This is a genomic window from Sphingobacterium sp. LRF_L2 (genome assembly GCF_965644235.1).
In the GTDB taxonomy this organism is placed as follows: domain Bacteria; phylum Bacteroidota; class Bacteroidia; order Sphingobacteriales; family Sphingobacteriaceae; genus Sphingobacterium.
The window spans coordinates 443,773-468,369 of sequence record NZ_CBFFRI010000002.1 but is presented as its reverse complement, the minus strand read 5'-3'; the positions used below and the strand labels follow the sequence as shown (position 1 = coordinate 468,369).

Genomic DNA, 24,597 nt, shown 5'->3' with positions numbered 1-24,597 from the left:
CAGTGTGTCTACGCTCCCTTACTGAGTTTCCATTTTATCCGGCAAGAAAGTATAGTCTACACTATCGAAGCTAACCGTGCCGGGTTCATGGTAAGGAATACCTAGGTACACTTTCTCTACTCCCCTTCCGCGCAAGAGCGAATCTCCACGGACAAGCAAAGCAATAGCTCTCCTTTTCTTGTGTCTGCTCCCAAATGGCAAATAATAAAAATCGCCTAAGAGCGTATCTGCAATAATTTTTCCCTGCACTTTTCCAGAATCGATCACATGCCCCGGTTTCCTTATTATTAAACTCCCGAAAAAGCTCTTGTCATACAACGTTAAACGGAGTAAAGCGGTATCGCGATTATGAATGGCTGTATATGAATTACTCGATCGATCATTGTTCGTACCGCAGCTTTCTATTCCTATTGCGAATAAAAAAAATAGGAAGAAGATAAAACGAGTTCTGATTATTAACATGTATGTTTTATTTTTAATCCGTTTTAAATTTAATCAGGATAAACGAATATCAAATCAAGATTATGGCAAATACTAATGAAAAGAAGGATGTAGCCAAAGGACTTTGGCAATACATCCGGAAAAATAGTTTAACTGTACTGCTCGTCATCTTTACAGGAGTAATGCTCCTTAGCCCCGAAGCAAAATCATTCGTGCTGCGGCAATTAATAAAAACAGGAATTTTTAATACCAGCATCGATAAAGAAGTAGATCGTCAGATTTCTGCACCTATTGATTTTGATTTTATCGACGAAAACGGGAACCATCGCAATACATCTTCCTGCAGAGGAAAAGTTGTCTTTATCAATTTCTGGGCATCCTGGTGTCCGCCCTGTCGTGCAGAATTTCCGTCGATCGAAAAGCTTTATTCCACCGTTAAAGATGACCCGGATATTTTCTTTTTGACTATCAACGAAGACAGCAACCTTTCATTGGCAAAAGCGTATCTCAACAAAGAAAAATTTACCGTGCCTCTTTATACCACACACGGTCCTGTTCCAGAAGAGATATACTCGGGACGATTACCGACAACTGTTATATTGGATAAAAAAGGAAACATCAGACTTCAGCATACACGTTTGGCAAATTATGGTACAGAGAAGTTTATCGAACAACTGAAAGCATTGGCAGCGGAATGAAGAAAAGTAAAGCTCAGCGGCTTAAATTGGCCATAGAAAAATGGCCTCCTCCTATAAACTTCAAATGAGGAGGCCATTTTTTATCCATTAATGATCATGCCCTTCTTCGGCATGCACTTCAAATTTTAAGGTTAGTACATTCTCACCGGCAAAAGCCTCTTCATAATCTTCGCGGTTCCAATCCACTCGTTCGATCGATGCCTTAACGCCTGCATCAAGCTTGCGAAGCACAAATACCAGTTCTTTAGCTCCTTCATTTTGATGGCCAATAGTAAAGTAAGATAATACCCCCGTCATTTCGTATTTACCATCTATCGCAGTACCGTCAGCATAAGTGACCTCACGAGGTTGAAAAATAGCCCCCGTTTCATCTGTGGTATTCGGATTAAGAATAAAATTTCCGCCAACTATAAAAGCTTTGTACTGATCCGCAGCAGCCTTATTGGCTATAAACTCGTTCTGAATTTCCTTTCCGTTATAATCCCAGACTTTCAGTTCCATCTTGTATACAGCATCCGCTTCCAGATGCAAATGACCATTTTCTGTCGCATTTCCGGCATCGTCAAAAGAAACCACAATTTTCTCGCCCTCCGTACCGGCATCAAGTCCGTGGAAGTGATCCCCATGTGCTTCAACAGTCTCGCCACTAACTTCAGTAAACGTAATTTGAGAACGTTGAATACCCTCCTTTTGTGGTTCCACAGCATCATCACTACTACAAGAAGAAAGTGAAGTAGCCGTAAATCCAACAATCATCATCGCTAATAACGCTTTACTCATTTTTCTAATTTTCATTTTACTTTGATTTTTATAATAGATGTTAATTTGATTCTTTAGAAATGTGCGACCTATTCAAACGCAACAACATTGCAAATATAAACTATTTAAATATAAATGCAACAAAATAGCATTTATATTTAATTTCTATTTTTCGAATTATCAGCTTCCCTTCCGCAAACAATTTCCCTTGTTTTTATATCTTCGTCTTATGGAAGTCTTAGCACATCACATCCAAAAGTTTATACAGGTTTCGGAAGAAGAACTCGCGGAAATCGTTCAATATTTTAAACGATTGCATGTTTCTAAGAAAAAAAATCTGATCGTCGAAGGTGAAATCTGTAAGCATATTTACTTTGTGAGCAAGGGTTTGCTGCGTAAATTTTTCATCAATGACAAAGGCATTGAACGTACCACCGAATTTGCATTGGAGAGTTGGTGGATGATGGATGTACTTGCGTTTAAGCATACCAGTACAACTGAATTCCATATCCAAGCGGTAGAGGACTGTGAAATACTCGCGATAACAGGCGAGAACTATAAGCTTCTCCTCAAACAGCATCCATCCATGGAGCAATATTTTAGACTAATTTTTGAGAAAGCGTATGGTGCAATGCAAATGCGTATAAAATTTCTTTACGACTTTTCCAGGGAAGAGTTGTACCACCATTTCCGCGCGCAACAACCTGAATTTTTACAACGCGTGCCACAGTATCTGATCGCTTCCTATCTTGGTTTTACACCAGAATATCTCAGCGAGATAAGAAAGAAAAACATTTCTTAAACCCGTTTAAGTTTTTTAGCCATCAGGCCGTGTAGCTTTGGAATATAAATCAAAACGATCACACAATGCAAACACGATTAGACATCAACACCGCTGATCCGAAAGCCTTAAAGGCAATGTATGCGCTCGAAACTTACCTCGCGAGCAGCGAACTTTCAACCACTTTGAAAGAACTCATCAAAATCAGATCTTCCCAAATTAACAACTGTGCTTTTTGTATTAACATGCATACCACAGACGCGATCAAAAACGGAGAGACAGCCCAACGTATCTTTCTGCTGAGCGCATGGAAAGAAGTCGCCGATCTGTATACCGAAGAAGAGCAGGTTGCGCTAACCATGACCGAGGAAATTACCCTTATTGCCAACAATGGATTAAGCGATGCGACCTATCAAAAAGCATGCAGCTTATTTTCAGAAACACAAATTGCACAAATTATCATGGCTATTGCCACCATCAATGCCTGGAACAGGATTGCCGTCAGTACGCATAAACCCATTTAACAATCGTTCTTTCAAGATCATCCTGTTATTGCCGGTAGCAAAAAAGAGGATGATCTTGAAAATGCTTTACAGCAGCTGATTTGGCCGCATCAGACAATCGATCGAGTATATAAATAAGGAATCAAGTAGTTTATGGATGTCCTCCGCCACCTGCAGCACCATAGATTTGGCCTGTTGAAAAACTAGCTCCATTGTCGGCCAATTGCACGAAAATTGAAGCCAGCTCCGCAGGCTGCCCCGCGCGCTGCAAGGGTGAATCGCCGCCGAAGTTTTCCAGTTTATCCTGCTCTTGACCACCACATACTTGCAATGCCGTCCACACAGGCCCCGGTGCTACACCGTTTACCCGAATACCTTTAGGTCCCAATTGCTTGGCAAGTGATTTTACATAAGCCACATTTGCCGCCTTGGTCTGCGCATAATCAAATAAATTCTCGCCAGGGTCATAGGCTTGCACAGATGCCGTCGCAATGATCGACGATCCTGCTGGCAGATGGGGCAATGCAGCCTTTGTAATCCAAAAAAGTGCATAAATGTTGGTCTTCATTGTGGCATCGAAACTATCATCACTAATGTCTAAAATTGATGGATTACTTTTTTGGTAGCCCGCATTGTTTACCAGTAAATCAAGTCCCCCTAGTTCCGCGACCGTTCTTTCGACAAGTTCCTTACAGAAATTCTTGTCCGTAATATCCCCTGGCACAGCAACCGCCTTTCGTCCTGCTTCTTTGATCAGGGCAATAACCTCTTTTGCATCCGGCTCTTCTGCCGGGAGGTAATTGATGACCACATCAGCCCCTTCCCTTGCGTAAGCGATAGCAGCGGCACGCCCTATGCCCGAATCGCCCCCAGTAATAAGGGCTTTACGTCCTGTCAGACGTCCGCTTCCCTTATAGGATTTTTCGCCATGATCGGGCAGTGGATCCATTTTGGAAGCCAAACCGGGGTGTGGCTGCTTTTGCTTTGGATAAGGCGGTTGAGGATATTTGTCCACTGGATTTTCCAATACATTTATATTTCTATTGGTCGAAACGTTAGCTTCTGTCCCTATCGCTGGAGCAACCACCAACGTAGCCACAGTTGTTCCCATGCCTTTAAGTGCCTGTCTTCTACTCATGATACTATTTTCTTTTTTCATATGTAAATTATCTGTTTTTTTATGGCCATATGCATCTTATTCTATAGATCCCTATTCTCTCGTTTGTGTGCTGCCTATACTTTAAATCTGGTTGTATTTCCGGGCCGCATTGTCGGATGACAATGATAGTAGATTACGACTAAGCGGCGACTCACTTTCATATCCTTTTTTTACCGTGGTATCTTGGCTACGAGGCAGCAGGCGATTTGCCAAATTTAGGGCGCTTCCCAGCAAGTCGGGGCAAAAGGCTTGCAGCGCAAGAGCAAGTTTGGCGGTATGCGTGAGAACAATTTCGGATTTGCCGGATTCGACCCCATCCACAATCTGCTTAGCAGCGTGGGCTACGCTCTGCGAAAGGAAGGGAAGAGAATCTACAATCTTAAACCAAGCGTATTCAAGCTTATGTTGTCCCTTTAGAAAGATATTTCTAGGGCTCCCTGTACGCATTAAATTAGGAACTACTGTTGTCACCCGTATACCTGCAGGAGCGAGTTCCGTTGCCAAGCCTTGACTTAAACCCATCAGTGCAAATTTACTCACGCTATAAGGTAACATATGAGGTACGGCAATCTTACCGCCTATCGACGCAATGTTTACAATTTGTCCGGCAGAACGTGAGACAAAATGCCGTGAGATCGCTTCTGCACAATAGAGGGCTGACCAACAATTTGCCTCCATCACGTGCTTATAATCTTCGACATCCATTACTTCATGTGGCCCAACCAACATCGTCCCGGCGTTATTTACAAGTACGTCGACCCGGCCATAGTATTCGATTACCTTGTTCATCACTATGTCTACCTGCTTTCGGTCGCTGACATCGGCTTGATGAATAAAAACATCTGCCCCCATCTGGACAAGGGATTGCATGGCTATTTCCAAATGCTCCGCACTTCTACCACAAAGTGCTAGAGCAGATCCCCTTTTAGCGAATTCCTGTGCTAAAGCAAATCCAAGACCGCGTCCGCCACCGGTAATAAGTACAACTTTTCCTCGGAGGGTCATTCGATCATGCCGCCTACGTACAGCTTTAAAAGCTGCTGTCGTCAACGCCCCTACCATTGCAATTTTTAAAATTTTCCCTAATCCCATTATTATGTTGTTTTTTCAAATCAAAATAACAGTGATATCGTTACGTCGATAGCCTGTGTCTTAGTTTACGGCTTGAGTACGACCTTAACGCAATCATCCTTCTTTTTATCAAATATTTCGTATCCATGTTCTGCCTCCGATAGCGGAAGACTGTGCGTAATGATATCATCGAGGACGACCTTGTCATCATTGACAAGTGCTATCAGTTTATCTATATAGTTTAAAACCGGTGCCTGCCCCTGTTTTATTGTAAGCCCTTTATCGAAAATACGATGTAACGGAAAATTATCGTATGGAGAGCCATAGACGCCCACAATAGATACCGTCCCCATTCGACGCACCGCTTTGAAGCACATATCCAATACCTTCATCGATCCCACCTCAAAATTGACGGTGGCCTTCACCTTATCAAAAAAGCCCCGCTCGGGTTCAAAGCCTACTGCATCGACACAGACATCCGCGCCGCGTCCTCTTGTCATTTCTCGAATCGCCTCAACCACATCCACATCACGGGGATTCAACGTATCCACATTGTTCACAGCTTTGGCTTTAGCCAACCGATAATCTAGCGGGTCTATTGCAATCACACGCCCAGCGCCATTTAACCAAGCGGCTTTCTGAGCCATAAGCCCGACGGGGCCCGACCCGAAAATAGCGACTACCTCGCCTCCTTTCAGCTGTGCCCAATCAATTGCCGACCATCCCGTTGGAAAAATATCCGTCAAAAAAAGCGCTTGTTCATCGCTCAGATGATCTGGTACAATGCGTGGACTGATATCGGCATAAGGAACGCGAACATATTCAGCCTGTCCTCCTGAATAACCGCCATAAAGATCCGTGTAGCCAAATAGAGCTGCACCTTTTTGATCCAGCAGGTCGCCATTCGGGCCATAGTGTTTGTAATTGGAATGTTCACAGGCAGGAGATGCATCGTGCGTACAGAAAAAGCATGTCCCACAAGCTATAGGAAAAGGAACGACAACGCGATCTCCTTTTTTCAAGTTTGTAATCTCTGCACCTACTTCTTCCACAATTCCCATAAACTCATGCCCCATAATAAGATCCTCCTTTTGTGGTACAGCCCCGTTGAAGATGTGCAGATCGGAGCCGCAAATTGCGGTCGCTGTAACCTTTAAAATAACGTCGCGAGCATCGAGAAGTTTAGGATCTTCGACATTATCTACACTGATATGCCCGGGCTTATGGAATACTGCTGCTTTCATAGTTATTATTTTTTTTATAAAACATCACTGCCATTATTTATGGAGCATTTTAACGCTGCAGAGCGATTTTTAACAAGAACGGGATAGTTGCAGCTTTTGTTTCAGCGAGCCAAAAAGCCTAAATAAGATACAAAAAAGTGGTATGGCTTAGTTTTAACGAAAACGGGCTTAGAGACCTCAATAAAAGGCTTTTGAGGAGTGGATCCTTAAACGAAAAAATACCTACTTCGAAAAGTTATTACGGTAAATGATCTAATAGCCGAAATTCAGCAGCTTTCGTATTTCGCGCCTGCAATCAGAAACACGCGCCCTTGCCCAATAAATTATACGTGATTCGTGCGCGGAATTTACCCGTTTATATCTTTACTACTGTTTTATTCTTCGCTTGGTGGTATTTCACACATTATTTCACACAGAACAGCTAACGACATTATCTTACTACAATCGCATTATCCATTTTGTTAAAAATAAATTAGTTCCCAAAACTATTTTTTAACAGAGGCTTTCTTTAATAAAAGTACAGCATGGAAAAATTTCAAATTCCCCAACAACAAGATGGGAAACAATTGGACTTACGTGCAGTTGAACATTATGAGAGTGAAGCAGCTACCACAGCTGCTTACCAGCAAGCGAGAAACAGATTGCTGGACGTAAATAATTGGCATATCGTTGCCGGAAGTGCAACAAGTGCAAGGTTTACACTATGCGATGGATTTGCCAATGAAATTACAGGAAATGCCCGCATAGGAGATTACGTTAAGATCGATATTCCAGGACCCGGAAGTTTTCTCGGCGATGGATTTGATTGGGTTAGGATTACCCTACTTGAGGAACTTAAAGATGCTATACGAATAACCCTGCAACCTACAGCAATGCCTAAAACAACAGCAGTCCCCGAGAAAATGGAACAAAACATTTCGGCACATTTTTTTAATAGGCAAGCAAGCAGTACATTCACGCTATGTGTTCAAGAACACAAATTAATTGTGCGATATTATGGTCGCAATGAACAGATCAACCTTCAAAGCACAAATATCTTGGAAAAAATAAGAAATAGCGCTGTTGGTGTAGCTGCGAAATTAGGTTTTTCCTCCCCGCAATGGGAAAAACTAACCAAAGGATTTTTACGACATGATACGTAACAAAAGTGCACAAAAAAACTGGAGCGTATGGTGTTACGTTATCTCCAGTTCTATCAGTTAAACTTAGAATCAATTTAAAGATCATTAAATTTAAAGATCATTCAGCCAGCTGTTGACCTCATCTTTAGTTTTTCCCGTCTTTTTTTGCAACTTGCCCAGTAATTCCTCTTCCTTGCCTTCGGCATACAAGAGATCATCGTCTGTTAAGTCGGCATATTGCTGTTTGACTTTTCCTTTAATTTCGTTCCAACGACCTTTCCAAGTTAATTCACTCATTATAAAACTCCTTTCTTTTACTAAAGAACGAGCGAAACAACAAATGGTTCAAAGGAAAGTTGTATTATTTTAAATTCTTAAAAAAACAAGTATCATAGTCTACTAACCATAGTGCTCCTGTATTAGCTAAGCTTTTTGCTACACCGCAATTTTAACAGTATGCGGCTCACGCTCCCAATTTCTATGCATCGCCAATGCCTTGATAAAATCCTTAGGACTCCCGTCTGTAAAGACCGCTTTATCATCCAAAAAATCCTTTGCTACCGAAAGGTCTCGTAGTTTTACAGCCTTGCCGAGGAATGCTATCGTCTTACAGTGCTTTATTGCCTCATTGATAAACTTAATTGTTTTTCCTTGTTCAGCAAGTGATGCAACACTTTTCTCCCCGCAAGGAATAAAAACAGCATCATAGAATACACTTTCCGTCGTAGAAAGTTGGGCATCGACCTTATGTTTCATACCTTGGCTACACGAGATTATCCCACCACTTGGCGATACTATTTTCACGGATGCACCTTCAGCCTCGAGTGCCTTTTTAAACTTTTCAAAGCCCTTCATATCAAAACCGTGATCAACTAAAACCGCAACCTGACGGCTTGCTATCGGAGAAGGTTTTTCTTTATCCTGGCTGAGCGCTGCTGAACGTTCTAGGTAGTTTTTCAGCTTGCCTGGTTGCTGCGTAGACGGATCTTCATCCGCCCCAATATTCATATTCATTGGTCCTTCTATTTTTTTAGGAATTGCAAGTCCAATGTTATCCGATACACGTTTAGCGAGAGAACTGTCGATGTGGTTAAGCAGATACAGCATGCGTGATTTGATGGCATCTATTTGACACTTTCCTAGTTCAAAAGAGTATGCGCCGATCAGGTGTTCTTTTTCCCAAGCAGATAAACTTCGATAAAATAAGGCTGGTTGAGAAAAATGGTCTTTAAAACTTGCAGATCTCGCGCGTACTTTCTTACTGTCTACACGTTCTTCGTAGCTATTAAAGCCCCCGTCGGCGATCTTCGATAGAAATGGACAGCCACCACCAATGCTATTGGGATGGTAAGCCGCTTTACCTTTGTTTATCGTCGTCCGCATCTGCGCATCACGCTGGTTGTTATTCACCTCTGCAATTGATCTATTAATCGGCAATTCGTGAAAGTTTGGACTTCCCAACCGCGATAGCTGTGTGTCCGTATACGAAAAAAGTCGGCCCTGTAACAAGGGGTCGTTCGTAAAGTCGATGCCCGGAACGATATGTCCTGGGTGGAAAGCAACTTGTTCTGTCTCGGCGAAGAAATTGTCAGGGTTACGATCCAGCGTCATCTTGCCTACGATACGCACAGGAACCAATTCCTCAGGAATAAGCTTTGTCGCATCCAGTAGATCGAATTCAAAACGATGTTCGTCCTCTTCTGGAATAATCTGTAGCCCGAGTTCCCAGGTAGGGAAGTGTCCTTGTTCGATAGCTTCCCAAAGGTCCCGCCGATGGAAGTCAGGATCTGCACCGTTTATCTTCACCGCTTCGTCCCAAGTGACCGAATGTACGCCCAAATCAGGCTTCCAATGAAACCTTACGAAATGGGATTCTCCATGGTTATTAAGCAACCTAAATGTATGAATGCCGAACCCCTCCATCATACGCAAACTACGCGGTATTGCGCGATCGCTCATTGCCCACATATGGTTGTGCAGCGTCTCCGTAGCCAAGCTTACAAAATCATAAAAAGTATCATGTGCGGAAGCCGCTTGCGGGATTTCATTATCGGGTTCAGGTTTCACCGAGTGGATGAGATCCGGAAACTTCATGGCATCCTGAATGAAAAATACCGGTGTATTGTTGCCCACTAGATCAAATATACCTTCATCGGTATAAAATTTTACAGCAAAGCCCCGTATATCGCGAGCTAGATCTGCAGAACCTTTGCTGCCTGCTACGGTAGAAAATCGAACGAAAACAGGTGTTTTCTGCCCCACCTTTGTAAATAGACCTGCCCTTGTATAGGCACTCAAATCTTCGTAAAGTTCGAAAAAACCGTGTGCAGCGCTTCCTCGTGCATGTACAATACGCTCTGGAATGCGTTCGTGATCAAAATGCGTAATCTTTTCGCGCAGGATGAAATCCTCTAGTAAACTTGCCCCACGTTCACCAGCTTTGAGCGAATTGGCGTCGTTGTTGATCTTGACTCCCTGATCGGTAGTCATTGGTTTATCCGAGGAATCAAGTGTATTACGCACGAGATCTTTTTGTTTGGCGCTTTGGTTGGAAGTTGGCATATCCTTTTTCATGATGAAACTCTGTTTAAGATTTTCAAAAGAACAGCCTCTTCACAATATAGTTCACCGTATAAGCAATTTAGAATGATTCAAGAACATTCGGTGAAATCAGATATACGCTCACCTATTTTCCAGTTTTTTTCTCTTTTGGTCTATCTGTTGGATCATTAGGCATATCATTCAATTGTTCCGCCTGTGGGTCCACGCCCGCCTCTGCATCGGCATCTTTCGTTTTTTCGGTTTTTTCGACTACCGATCCGAGTTCTTTATACGTATTGCCTTTCCGCTTTTTGTCTTTCTCTCCTATACCGTTCAATTCATTTTCTACTTTTGTTGCCATACTATCTGAATTATTTATATGTTGATGGAACAATATGTGCGACAAATAGTTCATTTTCAAATCCTACCTAAACTCAATAAATCGTTTACTAAAAGCCATGCTCCAAACATTATGTTGCATTTTGACATTATATAATAGATACAAATTCTTAGTTGAGCCAAAAAATTCGATGTAAGGAATGGAAAAGACAATACCGAGCAAATATCTAGAACATAGTCCTGTCGCAGTCTGTTTAGTAAGTCTGCCAAATTTGACCATTACGTACAAAAATCAGAAGTTTATCGAGTTTTTAAAAATTACGGGGCTCAACCTAGAACTTTCATCTTTCACTACATTTTTGCAGTTGGTTGCGCCAAACGATATAGCGCGGTCTTTACAGGCTATACTAACAGGCAGCAGCTTCGAGATAAAAAATTTGCCTGTTAGCGTTGAGGACAATTATGCCATTGCAGGCTTCAACGTTAGCATAACTATTCCTTCTTGTTCCCCCCATTCGCGCGATTCGCTAGCTATCTGGGTTGAATGCGAACGGTTACCACTGCCGGACATGTCTAAAAAGGGAAGTAACAATCCCAAAACCTATTCATCTCATTTTAAACCAACAACTTTTGTAAATAGTTTTCTCAATGAATTAAAAGATGTACATCCCGCTCGCAGCGTTACAAAAGAACAATTGCAAGCGCAGTTTGCCAATTGTTTGTATTCTGTTTCCAAGACAGACCTGGAATATATCAGCGAGTTGTCTACAGCCATCAGCAATTTGCCTATAGGGGTTGCCATACTGAGTTCAAGGGAGATGGTGCTACAGATGGCTAACAAATATATGTTGACATTATGGGACAAGGACGAGCGTGCAATCGGTCAGCGTCTAATAGATTATCTGCCTGAAATGCGCTATCAAGCGTTTCCAAAAATACTCGATGAGGTGTATCTTAAAAAAACCACTTATCACAGTACAGATGCACCGGTGGAACTTATTCGAGACGGAAGCAAAGAACTTGTCTATATGGATTTTTCTTACACAGCAATATTGGATGAAAATGACGAGACTACTTATATATTGGTCATGGCAGAGAATGTTACTGCGCGAACACTTGGAAAAATGAGACAACAGCAGTTACTTGACGACTACAACAAGGCTAACGAAAATTTACGTCTTGCGAATCAAGAAATTAAGAGTTCTCAAAAGGCTATATCCACGCTGAACGCGGAACTCACAGCAGTCAATGAGGAACAACACGCAACCAATACCAAACTTCATCATTCACAAACCAGACTATCTAAAACTATTGAAGAGCTCAAAGCTAGTACTGTCCGTTTCGAGCAATTGGTAAGAGAAGCTTCCATAGGCATACTTGTTTTTCAGCGTACAGATCGCAGAGTAACGGTCGTTAATGCCGAGCTCGCTCAAATATTTCTGACCACGCCCAATAAACTTTCAAATCAGAATTTAGAAAGCGAACTTCCTGAACTGTACAGAAAAATTAACCCTTTTCTAAATGATCTGGCAGACCTAAACTCGAAAAAAGAGCTGTACAATGAATACCTTTCATTTGAAGTCGAAGGAGTTAAACAAAGTCGCTACCTGAATCTGGTTGTTCAGAAACATTACAGTACCGACACCGAAAATAGCGATATACTGGTTCTTTGCCACGATGTAACAAATGAGGTAAAAGATCGATTAAAGATACAACAAGCTGAGGCGATTGCAAGCTTATCTATAGAAACCGCCAACATGGGAATCTATCGTATAGCTGTAGATAGTATGGAGATGAGCTGTTCGGAACGTTTTAAGGAGATTTATGGTTTCCCATTAGAAATAGAGTTAAGCTACAATCAGACCATTAAGCAGATACTGCCAGAACATCGGGAGCGGGTTCGACAAAAGATTGTAGAATGTATTACACAAAGAGAAAAATACGTCATCGAATATCCCATACAGAGATTCAATGACCATGAAGTCCGTTGGATCAAAGCTTATAGTGGCCTATTTAAAACCGATATTGAACATACAGCAGTATTTAGTGGCGTAATAATAGATATCACCGAGCAAAAACAGGATGATCAGCGAAAGAACGATTTTATTGCAATGGTAAGTCATGAACTGAAGACGCCATTAACATCAATCAGTGCATACCTTCAACTACTCAGAAAAAATGCGGAGCGGAATAGTGAATTAACCTGTGTCGACATGTCTCAAAAAGCAATTGCACAAGTTCATAAAATGACCAAGATGATTAATGGCTTCCTGAATGTATCTAGACTGGAATCGGGAAAGATCCATATGGAGCACAGTGAATTTGAGATAGACTCTTTACTAGACGATTTAACGCAAGAGCTTCAATCTATTTTGCTGACACATAAAATCGAGCTTTCAATTACGGAAGCGAAAACGGTCTATGCAGATAAGGACAAAATAGCACAGGTTGTAAACAATCTGATAACTAATGCTGCGAAATACTCAAAATCGGGGACCAAAATCGGCATCAACTGCAAATGTGATGATACCGACATTATCATTAGCGTTAGTGATGAAGGAATGGGTATATCTAAAAATGATTTGAGCAATATCTTTAAACGTTATTACAGAGTGAATGACAACACCGAACGTAACATTTCGGGATTCGGAATTGGTTTATATTTATGTTATGAAATCGTAACGCGTCACCAAGGGAAAATATGGGCGGAAAGTAAACTTGGTAAGGGTAGTAAATTTTCCTTTAGTATACCTTTATTAAAACGCGAACTCATTAAAAAAACTTAAGCTTACGCCACAGCATTGTGCAAATCACTATTAATAGTAAACCGATCCCAATGTATAAATACCAACTTCTAATGCGCACCGTCTTGCTGCTAAGGAATGATTCGTAATCTTCTTCTTGCTTCAACAGCTTTTCTGATTCCGCAACCGTTTCTTGTAAATCCGATGAACGTGTTACGCTTTCTTCCATCCATAAGTGCCCAGAAGCTGCGCGTAAACCGCTATCGGGATGGTATGTAAATGATGTATCTGTCCAGAAAAACCAACGGCGGTTTAAACTGTCTTTTTGCATCCACTGGTATGTGTGCTGCACTGTTTTGCTTTCTTCCGTTAGGGCATTGCTTCTACTCTCCTGCTGTACTTTTTCTTTGTAGGTTCTACAGGATAATAATAGTAGGATTATTAGTGTTATTGTGATTGTTTTCATAAGGTTTTTATTTAAATAAAAATGTTTCGCTCGAATTTGGCTTTTTTAAAGGCAAACTCGAACGAAACAAGCCGCCTGCAGGGCACTAAATAAAGTGGTTGCCCCTTGAGCCGGAGCAAGCTTCTTTTTTGTCCTTTGCCAGGACAGGGCATTACTTTTTTCTTCATAAAGTGGTTGCCCCTCGAGCCGGGGCAGGGCTCATCCTTTTTTTCCCAAAAAAAGGATGCAAACCGACCGTAGGGAGCTCATGAATACAAAAAAACAAACACGAATTCATAAAAAATCGTCGCTGGAAACCTTTGCAGGATAAGGATGTAAGTTTTCTTGCCCCTCGAGCCGGGGCTGGGCTCATCCTTTTTTTCCCAAAAAAAGGATGCAAAAAAAAATCGTCGCTGGAAACCTTTGCAGGATAAGTCTGTGCTAAGGCAAAATTCTACATATTGCAAAGCTTTCAAGGCGACATTGATCGTTAAGGATTTGTAGTGCAACTGTTTTTCCTTTACGAATTAACGACTTTACAACTTCACGAATCAACGACTTCACGACTTTAAAATCGGTTTCAAGGCGTTATTTCTTGTACAATTGTTTTTCCTTTACGAATTAACGACTTTACAACTTCACGACTTTACGAATTCACGACTTTACGAATCAACGACTTTACAACTTCACGACTTTACAAAAAATGTAACCTTATAACTCCTCCATCACTCTGTAACTAATATCAACGACTTTACAACTTCACGACTTCACGACTTCACGAATCAACGACTTCACGACTTTACAAAAATGTAACCTTATAACTCCTCCATCACTTCGTAACTAATGTCAACAACTTTACGAATTCACGACTTCACGACTTTGCAAAAATGTAACCTCGTAACTCTTCTATCACTCTGTAACTAATATCTTCGTAACTAATTCAAAATCCAATCTGATAATGCGTATACTGTTGCTAAATGTCGGCGTTTGGATTGTACTTGGTTGTTGACGTTGCCTTCGATGCTGATGATGTACTTGTCGGTTGTGGTTTTGATGAGGCCGACGTGGTTGATCCGCTTGGCGCTGCTGCTGTAGATGCCGAAGAGATCGGCCGGCTTTGGTGACGACGTGTCGCATCCCGATCTGCTTGTACAATAGGATCGCGCTGTGGGAAAGAGTGCCGGGCTCCAGGGGTTCTTCGGTTGGTTAAGGCCCGATTCCCCATAACACCAACAGACGAAAGCCGCACACCATGCGTGGCCTTTGCCAAGCCCGGTATAGCGGAGGTACTCTTCTACCCGATCGCCATCGTTGTTGCCGGTTTTCTCTTTTACGCCTAGTTCCTGTTCGGCAAGGACAACGATACGTTGGCGGAGATCGGGTATCGGCTCATCAACCGATACCACAACCACCGTACTTTCCAAAGCATTGGCCTGTTCCCCTTCGAGCTGCAAAACGTTTTCTGCATCGAGCATGTCGCTTTCGTTACTTAGAAAACGATCGCCAAAGCCCACAAAGAGGCAAATACCGATAAGAAGAACACCGAAAAATAAAGAATAGCCTGTTGCCATGATGTCAATTGATTAAAGTGGTAATTAAATTCGTTGCGGAAAGTCTTGAAGGGCTGCCAGAGAATCTCCTGCAACCATAGGCTACAGAAAATAGCAGCGATGCCCAGCAATAGGCCCAAGGCAAAAACCGATAGGATACCGATATCCAGAACGCCGGCGGTAGGATCCACAAACTGTAAGACCGTACCCGTAAAAAGGAATACCCCGACCAGCATTAGCAAAGCAATGCCGACCTTATGTTTCCCCGATAATTCCAAGGCTATGGAATTATAACAAAAAAGTGGAGACATTTTTCAGTATTTAGGTTAGGTTGATTTTTCCTAACCCTATAACCCTAAGCGACCTGATCCAACAGCAATTTTTCATACTGGGCAGGTGTTAAATACCCGAGAGCTGAATGGAGCCTTTTCCTGTTATACCAACTTTCAATATACTCGAATACGGCCAGTGAAGCTTGTCTTCGGTCAAGATATTCATGATGATATATCCATTCGGATTTAATCGATTTGAAAAAGCTTTCCATCGGGGCGTTGTCCCAGCAATTCCCTTTCCTACTCATGCTTTGCAGTACGGGATATTTCTTCAGTAGAGCCTTAAATTCATCACATGCGTATTGCACACCACGATCCGAATGAAAGAGCAAAGTCCCCTTCGCTTTACGGTTTGCCATCGCCATTTTAAAAGCGGGTATTACCGTCTGATCGGCCTTCATGCCATCACTCAAAGACCACCCGATGATCTTCCTGTCGGCAAGGTCCATCACCGTAGTGAGATACAGCCATCCCTGCCGGGTTGCGATGTAGGTCATGTCACTTACCCACTTCCTGCCCGTTTCCGCTGCACTGAAATCCCTGTCAAGGTGATTCTTGCATATACGGTAACCGTGTGAGGAATCTGTTGTGCATACCCGGTATTTTTTTCTGGTGATACTTTTCAACCCTATCTTTTTCATCAACCTGGCCACCCTTGGCTGTGATACCTGTATGCCATTGTTTCCCAGATGTCTGGTGATCCTTGGGCTGCCATAAACACCCCGGCTTTCCTGGTAAACCTCCCGTATCTTGACCGTTAGCACTTCATTTTCCATCGCTCGCCTTGACAATGGACGTTTGACCCATTTATAATAACCACTATTGCTTACCTGTAGCATGTTACACATCTTCTCAACTGGATACTTATTCAGGTTGGAGGCTATGAACCTGAATCGTTCCAATCTCCCTTGGAGAAGATGCTGACCGCCTTTTTTAGGATGTCACGTTCCATTCTGGCCTCCTTCAGCTCTTTTTCAAGACGACGTATCTTCTGCTCCTCTTCGCTCAAACCAGGCTTATCTAGGATAATATGTCCCCCGTTATAGCGTGGGTCGTTCCGCCATTTGCTCAATAAACTCGGATCCATCTCCAGTTCCCTTGCTGCTGCCTTTACTGAGCCTTTGACCGTAGAAAGCTCAACGGCCATCTTTTTGAATTGTTCGTCAAATACTCGATTTCCCATAGTTAAACAAATTTAATTATTCATCATTAAATCTGTCTCTACTCAAATGTACTAACTCCACAAAGTAGCTGGTGCTTAAAAGGATAAAGAAAATCAGTGGAAGCGCAAGCAACAGGTTTGGTTTCGAATACGGATCGATCAATTCAAACGCAAAGAACCAAATGAAGAAACAAACCAGATATGGCACGGTAAACGCGATAAAGGAACAGACTGTGAAACGATCCAAAACGCTCCACAACATCGCAAATAGGGAAAGCACAACAAGGGACACTCCGATAAATAGGCGCTGCCAAGTATGCAATTTCTCTGTTCGCCAATTTTTAACAGTGAATGACATAGCAAAAGAATAAACTAAATGTATACGACAGCTCAGGTTTAATAAACTGTCGAGGTGGGGAAATTACAAATTATTTCTACAAAGGAGATAGAATTTCAAAAAATTGTCTATTTGACATATCTAAGAAAAAACGCCTATTACCCACTAAAAAAGGCATCACCCATACCGGATTTGTGAGATCCAGCTGCTTAGGGACTATGTATTCCTTTTGATAGCAATGTAGCAAAGACCAATTCTCCCAAGCCGTCCAATCTCTGCCAATAATTGCTGGAAAACCTGTCCGTATTGCATCAGCACATTGTTTCGCATAATGACCTTTTACAGATTTTGCGTCAGGATAAAATTGATTATGTATGGCAACCTGCCAATTTCCATTTTGAGCGCGATCCTCCATGTAGACGATTGCCACTGGAATACCGAAACGCTCAGCGAATAAAAACAAATTATTTCTAAAATACACATGCCCATGAAAGAGCTTGACATGTAAAAGATTTGCAGAATGCTTTTTCTGACCTTCATCAGCGTCCAGGAACACCAACACCCACCGTTTTTCTGCTTCGATTGCCGTAATTATCTGTTTCAATACAGTAGGCTTATCCGCTTCCATACAAGAAAAATTATCCAGCGAAATGTTATTTGCCAGAAGTTCCTCTGCATACCAGCTCTTTTCACGCGCAATGACCTTAGACGATGCGACAAGTCCGATCTTATACCCGGCAGCAATAAGCAAACGTGGCAATAAGCGATACGGGCCTGTATGGAAGGTAATCAACAGACCAGCCTCTCCGTCAAGGATTTTCTCCGGCATACCTTTTTTCAAAACTGCCAAATTACAAGCATCATAAAATCGAATATACTCCCTTTTCTTTTGCTGCCAATCCGCAAAGGCAGCACGCAAATCATCCAAATTCAGGCGAGGGAAATACTGTAGCACATTCGCATACCAAAGGGCACGCTGCATATTTTCTTTATTTTCAGGTTGCATAATATCTAGTTGTTGTTTAGTAATTATAGGTATCCGAAGGCCTAGGTTTGTTGCATGCATACCTTCGGAACACACATTTTGGTTAGACTACCCCCAATCGTAAAACAACGAGGTGGGTGCGCTTAGGGGATAGTTACCCAGCACTTGTCGTCATCAAGGAAATCATCCAATATTCCTTCATCTCCTTCAAGATCCATGAGACTTTGGCCTATAAAAGCCATTCCATCTGCAATTTCAAACGTAGTATCCATGCTTTATTTTATTCAATTGGCCCGTAACCAAACGAGTCGGACCACTCTCGTCAAACCGTACGATTTTTACCGTAAAACAATCAGCTGATGAGCAAATATTGAATATTTCAAGCAAAGAATAAATTTGAAGTAAACTTAGCCGAAAGGGCTATTTCGATGGAAAATAAAATAAAAACTAAAAGCAATATGACCGTTTGTCAACCGTTTCTATCGAATCGTACATCCAATCCGTCATTTTTATACGGAAGAAAGAAACAAAAAAAGAACATCTATATTTCCGGCTTACACAAGCCTAGAAACTATGAATGAAGAGAACGCTTTTTTAGCGACCTACCTGACCTCCATTTTTCCGGAGTGGAAAAAGGAAGTCCCCTTGTTACCGACCTATTTTGAAGAGATCCAGCTCGAACGTGGAGAACCTCTTCCAAGCCAAAGGGGCGATATTTACTTTGTGCAGCGAGGAACGATCGGTAAATACCTCAAAAATATTCCACAACGCTACATACAGGCCAACCAATTGATCATCGTTCCCTTGATTGCAAAACCTCCCCTTTTCAAAGCACTGGAGGATAGTACAATTCTGCTATTGCCACTCCCCGTACGCTACCAAATTGCGCGACAATACCCTTGTATGATTGAAGTCTATGACCATCTTCGAGCTAAGCAGGAAAAAGACGTCGATTTCCGCACGAGTATTTTAGAGATGCCAAGAACACAACGTTTGAAAGCTTTCCGCTCAAAATTCGAACGTCTCGATGTCTTACTTCCCCGGATCGAGCTTGCACAGTTTTTAGGAATTAGTCGCGAATACCTACGAAAGATATTCTAACAAGGACTACCGAACACATTATTTAGCCAACGGCTTGCAGCATTTTGCCAATCTGTAACGCTTCACAGATTCTAATTTTGAAAATGAGAGCTGACAGCGACAATTAAAGACAGGTTCCCCCGGGAGGAACAAACCGGTAACGTTACGTTACAGCTGTTGCTGCGGACTCGCTCATAAATAATCAGTTCATTAAAAAACAAAACGTTATGAAAAGAAAAAAAATGTTGTTTGTATTGGCTGCTGCGCTACTTCTAGGAAGCGGTGCTTATGCCCTATCTGGCGAGGATGTAAAAGAGAACACTCCAAAAGCAACTCTTGCCGATCAAAACTGGGTATTCACACAAGCTGTATCCAGTGACCCGATGAACCCGGAAAACTATGCTGAAGGTTCGACGACGCACTGTACAGGTGTCTTGAACCTTTGTGGTATTAAAGCCCCAGCAGATGAAAACGGTAATCCGATAATCGAACCAAACAGTCCTTTGGCACAACGTATTCAAAACAAAGATACCAGCCAAGGCGACGTATTTCTGAGAAACGATTAAGAAAGGGAGTGCATTACGCACTCCTTTCTTTTGCCCTATGGATTCTGCGTTATACCACTCAGCGCAATCACCTGATCAGGAATCTTGAATACGTAGCGATCATCGTTGGGCTCCAACTCATACACCGTATTCCCCAATTTCCTCCTTATTACCGTGGTGCGCGATTCATCAAGATTCAATCTTTTGAGGTCCATCCAGCGCAAGCCCGATCGAAAGCAAAGCTCCTTACGCCTTTCCAATAGTACAAGATCAAGCGCCAGTTGCTGATCCATTGTGGATAGCGCAACAAATTCGCTGCTACGAATGCGCTTGGCCAATAATCTATTTAAGGTGGATATTCCGTCCTGTACATCTCCCACTCTAATCTGTGCCTCGGCAAGTATCAGGTACACTTCATCGCGAGCGATTCCTGAAAACGAAGTCAGAATAATATTCCCCGCATAATCACCATAAAATCCCATTACACCTGCTGCATTTTTTCGAAAAAATAAACTTTTACGCATATCATTAGCTGCATATAGGTCATATAAAGAAGAATCGACCTGTGCCCTACTCATGAGCAACATCGCCGAATAATCACCTTTCGTTGCGTGAAAAATCACCTCGCTATTCAGTTCGGGAAACTGCGTTGTCGTCGCCGTAGCGTTCAGTGTATTATAATCGATCAGTACTTCACTGATCTTTAAACAAGAATCAGCATAGCGAGCCGCCGCCGCATAATCCTGCGTCAACAAATACAACCTGGCCAGAGCCGCAAATGCAGCCTCCCGTGTAGGTAATGTTTTTTCTTTGGTCGTCGAGGGCAGTAAAGCTGAGGCTTTTAGCAGTATTTCCTCGATGTGCAGGTAGGTTTCTTCCAGAGATGCCCGTGTAATCCGTTCATTGATATCCGAGCTGTAACGCAGCGGAATACCTAATTTACCCGAATTATGCTCTCGTTCGTAAGCCGGAGCATAGATCAACGCCAGAGGTAGCAGGCTGAATGCCTTAAAAAAATAAGCCGTTCCCTTTACTGCAGCCCTATCACTTTCTGTCCAACTCAGGAGATCCGCCTTATCTATACCGTCGAGCACCACATTAGCATCGTAGATACGCGTATAGTTCTGCGACCAATTGTTCTGATGAGCAGGCTGGTTCTGCCAAGTGTACGCATTTCTACCAGTCTCGTCCACTGCATTATAATCTTGCTCACTGAGGTAAAAGTAATCCGAAGCATAATCGTAGCAAAACGGATAATTACTATTCATACGCGACTCATTTTGAACAATCGCTTTATAGTCGTCCAATGTTTCAAGTATGGCCAAGGAGCTTAGCGGTTTCTCGTCTAAAAAATCCTTGCAACCCGGTAGTAGGAACGTGAGTCCCAAAAGAATGCTATTATATTTTATGTTCATATGTAAATTATCTGATTTTTAAAGGCCATATGGAATATCCATGTGTGTTTCTGTTTTGTCTAAAATGAATATTTCATATGTAAATAATTTGACTTTTAAAGGCCATATGGAATGTCCTGATTATTTTCATCCGTGTTTGTGTGAAGCACTCGTGGACATTTCATAAGTCTATTTTTAGAATTGTACATTAAGACCCAGTGCATAGGACCTCGCGATTGGAATATTTGCTCCATACTGGGGATCAAGATCTACCTTACTCTTTTTCCAAAGTATGACATTCAGGTTGTTGCAATAAAAGCGGAATGTCGCTCCTTTTACACCATACCCGATCCATCTCGGGCTATAGGAAAAACTTAGATCCTGTAGCCTGATATGACTAGCATCCTCCACCGTTGCATCCGACAGACGATAAAAATTGTCGCGGGAAGTACTCGCGGGATATACAACAGAAGGTACCGTGGTATGCGCCTCATCACCGGGGTTCTGCCAGCGTTTCTCATAATCACCGTGGGTCTGGACAAAACTGGTACTCATCAGCTGTGTATAAAGCACGGTCCCCCGACGGTAGAAATATGCAAATTTACCACTGATATTCACCGATAAGGAAAATCCACGGTAGGCAACCGTATTCCGCAAATTACCAAAGAACCGTGGCACCACCGTTCCGTGGTATACCAGATCATCCAGCGTAATCTTTGAGGAATTCGTCAGGCTGGCATAGTCTTCACTTAGTTCACCATCCACCAAGCCTAACGGTGCGCCCGTTTCCGGATTCAGCCCCATAAAGCGATAGGAAAACAGGGCATTCATGGGGTATTCCACGGCCGGTGGAATATAATACTCCCCCGCTGTCAGCGAGAGTGTTTCCCTATTGATCTTTTTCAGCTTGTCCTCATTCCATGAAGCCAATAGGTTCACATTCCATTTCCATGCCCTATCGATCAGATTTGCCCCCAAGCTAAGGTCGATCCCTTCCGTCCGTAAATTTCCACTATTTCGGGTGAAGGACGACATGCCCAATGTGGGATCAGCATCCTCCGCCGTTATTAAATCAGTCGCATTCTTGCGGTAATAATCAAACGACAAGGTCAGCTTATTTTTTAGAAATGCAGCATCCATACCGATGTTCCACTGCGCCACATCCTCCCAGCGAAGGTCCGGATTCGGAGCATTCTGTAAATAAGCATAAGGTAAGCGGGCCAGCGTACTCAATGAACTGTTATAACTTATCGTAGCCACGGCCGGCACAGCATTATTAACATTGCCACTATGCCCGAAAGACGAGCGTACAATAAGTTGGTTTACGTATTCAGAGCGAAAAAAAGGCTCCTGATGCACCGTCCATTTCAAGCCTGCCGACCAAAGTGGCTTCCACTTGTCGTTGGTCTGTACGCCGAACAAGTTTGAAGCATCACGGCGCGCCGAAAGCGATAAGGTATAACGCTGCAGATAACTGTAGGCGGCATTCGAGAAAAAGGACAACGTCCGGTTATCCGACGAGGCAAAGTTGTCCACATAAGGAATAGCCAGTGTACCGGCCAGTTTATCATATATCTGGTAGCGCGTCACATAATCCACCGAACTGTTTGTTTTCAACTTGTCGTTGTATCCATAAGTCCGATAATAGGAATCATCGGTATCGATCTTACGAACTTCAGCACCCGCCATCGCTGTCAACGTATGCCCCATACCCCAAGAGCGGTCTATATTCAGCTGTGCGCGCACATTGTGTGCCCCCATTGTAGAATTTCCAAGATCCAATATCCCACCCTTTGGGATGCGGTAGGTTACAGCCCCGTTGGTTATCGTGCTAAACCTATTGATCAGATCTCTGGTAAAAAACAGATCCTCGCTTTGGTAGTTGAAGCTCTTTCCAAATTCCCGTTCAAACTGGTAACGCAGATCCAGATTCACGACCGATGAAATAGCGTAACGCATACCTAGATTCATCCGCAGGTTACTGTTCCCCGACCAATTGTCGCGCTGCTCGATCTCTTTCAACGGATAATAGCGCCAATCCATCAAAAGACCGCCTCCTGCTGTATCAATATAGTTGTAACGGTAGGAACGGTCCACCGCAAGCGCATTGCCATCATCATCCGCCAAACGGGCATAAGGATAAATATTGGTAAGCTCACCCGGGTTGTTTGTCGTAGTCTTGCTGTGCACAAAGTTGACATCGAACTGCAGGCTCAGTTTATCCGTAGCCTGAAAAGTATTCATGGACCGCAAGTTAACCCTATCAAAAGCATTTCCGCGGGATGTGCTGAGATTTCTGTCCAGCCCCGTCGAAAACAAATAGCCAAAGCGATCATTACCAGCATTCAGACTCAGGAAATATTGCTGATTAAATCCCGTGCGGTACAAATACTTTTTGTAATCGTCACGTATGTCGTACTGCTTAAGATCCTCGATCTGCGCCAATGCATCCGTCTCGTCCATTTTACCCTTACGCACAGCATCCAGCAGTTCGACAACCGGTGAAATCATCGGGCGCGTTGTCGTATTGTTCAGATTGGTATTGTACGCCCCTTTCTCAAACAAGAATTTTTCATTTTCAATGTAGTCAGCACTGGATATCCGCGGCACATAAAAAACATCAGGCCTCTCAATCCAAGTTAAATTCGACGAAAAGTCGATCTTCGAGGGGCGATTTCGGTTCCCCTTTTTTGTAGTGATCACCAGCACACCATTTCCAGCCTTCGCGCCCCAGATTGCCGAAGCAGAAGCATCTTTCAACAAGGTTACATTTGCCACATCGAGCGGATTGATAGATTCAAGGTCACCTTCATACGGAAAATTATCCAGTACGATCAGCGGCTTGGTGAGGTCAGAAGAAAGTGTACTCAGGCCACGGATCTGAAGATTGTTCATCGCCCCTTTCCTACGATCAAATGTAAGGCCGGCAGCTAAGCCATCCAACATGGGTAGTATCGTCGTGCCGATCTGTCTGTCCAAAAGATCCCTCTCGATAGACTCGAAAGCCCCCGTTGTCTGGTAGCGCGCAACATGCTGATAACCGGTTGAAACCTCCACCTGTTCAATCTCGATAGCTTTAGGCTTCATCCAAAGTATAATTTCCGCTACCGTTGGTTGGAGTACCGTATCAAGCTGTTGCCATTGCGCATGTAGCAGGCGCAGGGAAAAAGGCGAGTTATCTAGCCGTTGTAGCAGAAACAGACCATTCGCGTCCGTAGTCCCCTTCGCATGCCCATCTATCCAGACCGTGACCTCGGAAATAGGTTTGTTCCCGTCCGACACCTTTAATTGAGTAACAAAAGGTTGGGCCTTACTACTTAAACACAGTAGAAAGCCAAAGAAAAAAGTTAAGCTATATTTCATGTA

Annotated in this window: 25 protein-coding genes; 7 read left to right on the top strand and 18 right to left on the bottom strand. The window is 42.8% G+C overall.

What is annotated here, in order from left to right; all coding sequences use genetic code 11:
- Nucleotides 1-18 precede the first annotated feature (18 nt).
- Entirely contained in the window at nt 19-462 is a 444-nt protein-coding gene (locus ACSZOX_RS05355; protein ID WP_437918782.1) for a hypothetical protein, read from the bottom strand.
- A 62-nt stretch (nt 463-524) separates the two neighbouring features.
- Here ACSZOX_RS05355 and ACSZOX_RS05350 point away from each other — a divergent pair, with 62 nt between their 5' ends.
- Complete coding sequence (locus ACSZOX_RS05350) at nt 525-1,139, top strand: TlpA family protein disulfide reductase (protein WP_437918781.1); 615 nt, start codon at nt 525-527, stop codon at nt 1,137-1,139.
- 87 nt (nt 1,140-1,226) lie between these two features.
- On the opposite strand, the gene ACSZOX_RS05345 is transcribed toward ACSZOX_RS05350, so the two are convergent.
- Nucleotides 1,227-1,934: a hypothetical protein gene (locus tag ACSZOX_RS05345; RefSeq protein WP_437918780.1), complete on the bottom strand. Its 708-nt coding sequence runs from the start codon at nt 1,932-1,934 to the stop codon at nt 1,227-1,229.
- A 193-nt stretch (nt 1,935-2,127) separates the two neighbouring features.
- Here ACSZOX_RS05345 and ACSZOX_RS05340 point away from each other — a divergent pair, with 193 nt between their 5' ends.
- Nucleotides 2,128-2,700: a Crp/Fnr family transcriptional regulator gene (locus tag ACSZOX_RS05340; protein ID WP_437918779.1), complete on the top strand. Its 573-nt coding sequence runs from the start codon at nt 2,128-2,130 to the stop codon at nt 2,698-2,700.
- Nucleotides 2,701-2,765: 65 nt separating this feature from the next.
- Nucleotides 2,766-3,203 carry a carboxymuconolactone decarboxylase family protein gene (locus ACSZOX_RS05335; protein WP_437918778.1) on the top strand — a complete coding sequence of 146 codons (438 nt, stop codon included), beginning with the start codon at nt 2,766-2,768 and terminating at the stop codon, nt 3,201-3,203.
- 130 nt (nt 3,204-3,333) lie between these two features.
- Here ACSZOX_RS05335 and ACSZOX_RS05330 read toward each other — a convergent pair whose 3' ends face one another.
- The 3 genes from ACSZOX_RS05330 to ACSZOX_RS05320 form a co-directional block, all read right to left on the bottom strand.
- A complete protein-coding gene (locus ACSZOX_RS05330) occupies nt 3,334-4,341 on the bottom strand; it encodes an SDR family oxidoreductase (protein WP_437918777.1) in 1,008 nt (335 codons plus the stop codon).
- 81 nt (nt 4,342-4,422) lie between these two features.
- Nucleotides 4,423-5,403, bottom strand: coding sequence for an SDR family NAD(P)-dependent oxidoreductase (locus ACSZOX_RS05325; protein WP_437918776.1), 981 nt, complete (start codon nt 5,401-5,403; stop codon nt 4,423-4,425).
- A gap of 95 nt (nt 5,404-5,498) precedes the next feature.
- Nucleotides 5,499-6,656, bottom strand: coding sequence for a zinc-dependent alcohol dehydrogenase (locus tag ACSZOX_RS05320; RefSeq protein ID WP_437918775.1), 1,158 nt, complete (start codon nt 6,654-6,656; stop codon nt 5,499-5,501).
- 524 nt (nt 6,657-7,180) lie between these two features.
- Between ACSZOX_RS05320 and ACSZOX_RS05315 the strand changes: the two genes are divergently transcribed.
- A complete protein-coding gene (locus tag ACSZOX_RS05315; RefSeq protein WP_437918774.1) occupies nt 7,181-7,798 on the top strand; it encodes a hypothetical protein in 618 nt (205 codons plus the stop codon).
- 90 nt (nt 7,799-7,888) lie between these two features.
- Here the strand turns inward: ACSZOX_RS05315 and ACSZOX_RS05310 are convergent, their stop codons facing one another.
- The 3 genes from ACSZOX_RS05310 to ACSZOX_RS05300 form a co-directional block, all read right to left on the bottom strand.
- On the bottom strand, nt 7,889-8,074 hold the full coding sequence (locus tag ACSZOX_RS05310) for a CsbD family protein (protein ID WP_437918773.1): 186 nt from the start codon (nt 8,072-8,074) through the stop codon (nt 7,889-7,891).
- A gap of 138 nt (nt 8,075-8,212) precedes the next feature.
- Nucleotides 8,213-10,351 (bottom strand): catalase, encoded by a 2,139-nt coding sequence (locus tag ACSZOX_RS05305; protein ID WP_437918772.1) that lies wholly within the window; start codon nt 10,349-10,351, stop codon nt 8,213-8,215.
- Nucleotides 10,352-10,463: 112 nt separating this feature from the next.
- On the bottom strand, nt 10,464-10,679 hold the full coding sequence (locus ACSZOX_RS05300; RefSeq protein WP_437918771.1) for a hypothetical protein: 216 nt from the start codon (nt 10,677-10,679) through the stop codon (nt 10,464-10,466).
- Between the two features lie 178 nt (nt 10,680-10,857).
- Between ACSZOX_RS05300 and ACSZOX_RS05295 the strand changes: the two genes are divergently transcribed.
- On the top strand, nt 10,858-13,443 hold the full coding sequence (locus ACSZOX_RS05295) for an ATP-binding protein (RefSeq protein WP_437918770.1): 2,586 nt from the start codon (nt 10,858-10,860) through the stop codon (nt 13,441-13,443).
- Here ACSZOX_RS05295 and ACSZOX_RS05290 read toward each other — a convergent pair.
- The 8 genes from ACSZOX_RS05290 to ACSZOX_RS05255 form a co-directional block, all read right to left on the bottom strand.
- Complete coding sequence (locus tag ACSZOX_RS05290; RefSeq protein WP_437918769.1) at nt 13,430-13,867, bottom strand: hypothetical protein; 438 nt, start codon at nt 13,865-13,867, stop codon at nt 13,430-13,432. The two genes, ACSZOX_RS05295 and ACSZOX_RS05290, sit on opposite strands and share 14 nt — an antisense overlap.
- A gap of 914 nt (nt 13,868-14,781) precedes the next feature.
- Nucleotides 14,782-15,417, bottom strand: coding sequence for a CHAP domain-containing protein (locus ACSZOX_RS05285; protein WP_437918768.1), 636 nt, complete (start codon nt 15,415-15,417; stop codon nt 14,782-14,784).
- Nucleotides 15,336-15,707 (bottom strand): hypothetical protein, encoded by a 372-nt coding sequence (locus ACSZOX_RS05280; RefSeq protein ID WP_437918767.1) that lies wholly within the window; start codon nt 15,705-15,707, stop codon nt 15,336-15,338. The genes ACSZOX_RS05285 and ACSZOX_RS05280 overlap by 82 nt, the downstream gene beginning before the upstream one ends.
- A 44-nt stretch (nt 15,708-15,751) precedes the next feature.
- Nucleotides 15,752-16,630, bottom strand: a complete 879-nt coding sequence (locus ACSZOX_RS05275; protein ID WP_437918766.1) for an IS3 family transposase — start codon at nt 16,628-16,630, stop codon at nt 15,752-15,754.
- On the bottom strand, nt 16,609-16,911 hold the full coding sequence (locus tag ACSZOX_RS05270; RefSeq protein WP_437918765.1) for a transposase: 303 nt from the start codon (nt 16,909-16,911) through the stop codon (nt 16,609-16,611). Before ACSZOX_RS05270 ends, ACSZOX_RS05275 begins: the two co-directional genes overlap by 22 nt.
- A 16-nt stretch (nt 16,912-16,927) precedes the next feature.
- On the bottom strand, nt 16,928-17,248 hold the full coding sequence (locus ACSZOX_RS05265; RefSeq protein ID WP_437918764.1) for a hypothetical protein: 321 nt from the start codon (nt 17,246-17,248) through the stop codon (nt 16,928-16,930).
- A 76-nt stretch (nt 17,249-17,324) separates the two neighbouring features.
- Nucleotides 17,325-18,233, bottom strand: a complete 909-nt coding sequence (locus tag ACSZOX_RS05260) for a hypothetical protein (RefSeq protein ID WP_437918763.1) — start codon at nt 18,231-18,233, stop codon at nt 17,325-17,327.
- A gap of 122 nt (nt 18,234-18,355) precedes the next feature.
- On the bottom strand, nt 18,356-18,484 hold the full coding sequence (locus tag ACSZOX_RS05255) for a hypothetical protein (RefSeq protein ID WP_437918762.1): 129 nt from the start codon (nt 18,482-18,484) through the stop codon (nt 18,356-18,358).
- A 301-nt stretch (nt 18,485-18,785) separates the two neighbouring features.
- Here ACSZOX_RS05255 and ACSZOX_RS05250 point away from each other — a divergent pair, with 301 nt between their 5' ends.
- Nucleotides 18,786-19,313 carry a hypothetical protein gene (locus tag ACSZOX_RS05250; protein ID WP_437918761.1) on the top strand — a complete coding sequence of 176 codons (528 nt, stop codon included), beginning with the start codon at nt 18,786-18,788 and terminating at the stop codon, nt 19,311-19,313.
- Nucleotides 19,314-19,519: 206 nt separating this feature from the next.
- The gene (locus ACSZOX_RS05245; RefSeq protein WP_437918760.1) at nt 19,520-19,858 is read left to right on the top strand and encodes a hypothetical protein; all 339 of its coding nucleotides are present in this window, start codon (nt 19,520-19,522) and stop codon (nt 19,856-19,858) included.
- A 35-nt stretch (nt 19,859-19,893) separates the two neighbouring features.
- Here the strand turns inward: ACSZOX_RS05245 and ACSZOX_RS05240 are convergent, their stop codons facing one another.
- A complete protein-coding gene (locus tag ACSZOX_RS05240; RefSeq protein WP_437918759.1) occupies nt 19,894-21,252 on the bottom strand; it encodes a RagB/SusD family nutrient uptake outer membrane protein in 1,359 nt (452 codons plus the stop codon).
- A 174-nt stretch (nt 21,253-21,426) separates the two neighbouring features.
- Entirely contained in the window at nt 21,427-24,594 is a 3,168-nt protein-coding gene (locus ACSZOX_RS05235) for a SusC/RagA family TonB-linked outer membrane protein (RefSeq protein ID WP_437918758.1), read from the bottom strand.
- Nucleotides 24,595-24,597 lie beyond the last annotated feature (3 nt).